This is a genomic window from Mesorhizobium sp. M4A.F.Ca.ET.020.02.1.1 (assembly GCF_004022645.1).
Classification (GTDB): Bacteria; Pseudomonadota; Alphaproteobacteria; order Rhizobiales; family Rhizobiaceae; genus Mesorhizobium.
The window spans coordinates 1-386 of record NZ_RZOI01001435.1 but is presented as its reverse complement, the minus strand read 5'-3'; the positions used below and the strand labels follow the sequence as shown (position 1 = coordinate 386).

Annotated in this window: 1 pseudogene; it reads right to left on the bottom strand. The window is 71.8% G+C overall.

Annotated features, from left to right (window positions below):
• Positions 1 to 386, bottom strand: a pseudogene (locus EN742_RS37550) (glycine dehydrogenase (aminomethyl-transferring)); the annotation flags it as partial.

The window sequence follows — 386 nt, the reverse complement described above, 5'->3', positions numbered from 1 at the left end:
ATTCCTTGCCGCGCGGTTTTCCAGGCACGGTTCGGTCGGCCGCCGCGGGGGCCTTGGCGCTGAAGAGGCCGGCGATCGCCTCGAGGTCGGACTCGGTCGAGGTTTCGTCGAAGGCGACGCCGATATGGTCGGCGTCGATGACGCGCACGAGCCGGCCGGTCTTCTCGGCGGCGGCGGCGATCGCCTTGGCCTTGCCCCGCACTTCGACCATTACCGTGTCGAAACGGCTGGCGCCGAGCACGGCAACGCCCGATGCCGTGAGGCCGGCGGCCAGGCGCCCGGCGAGCCCGTGGATGCGCTCGGCGATCGCCTGCAGGCCGGCGGGGCCGTGCCAGATCGCATAGGCGGTCGCCATTTTGGCGAGCAGCGCCTGCGCGGTGCAGATG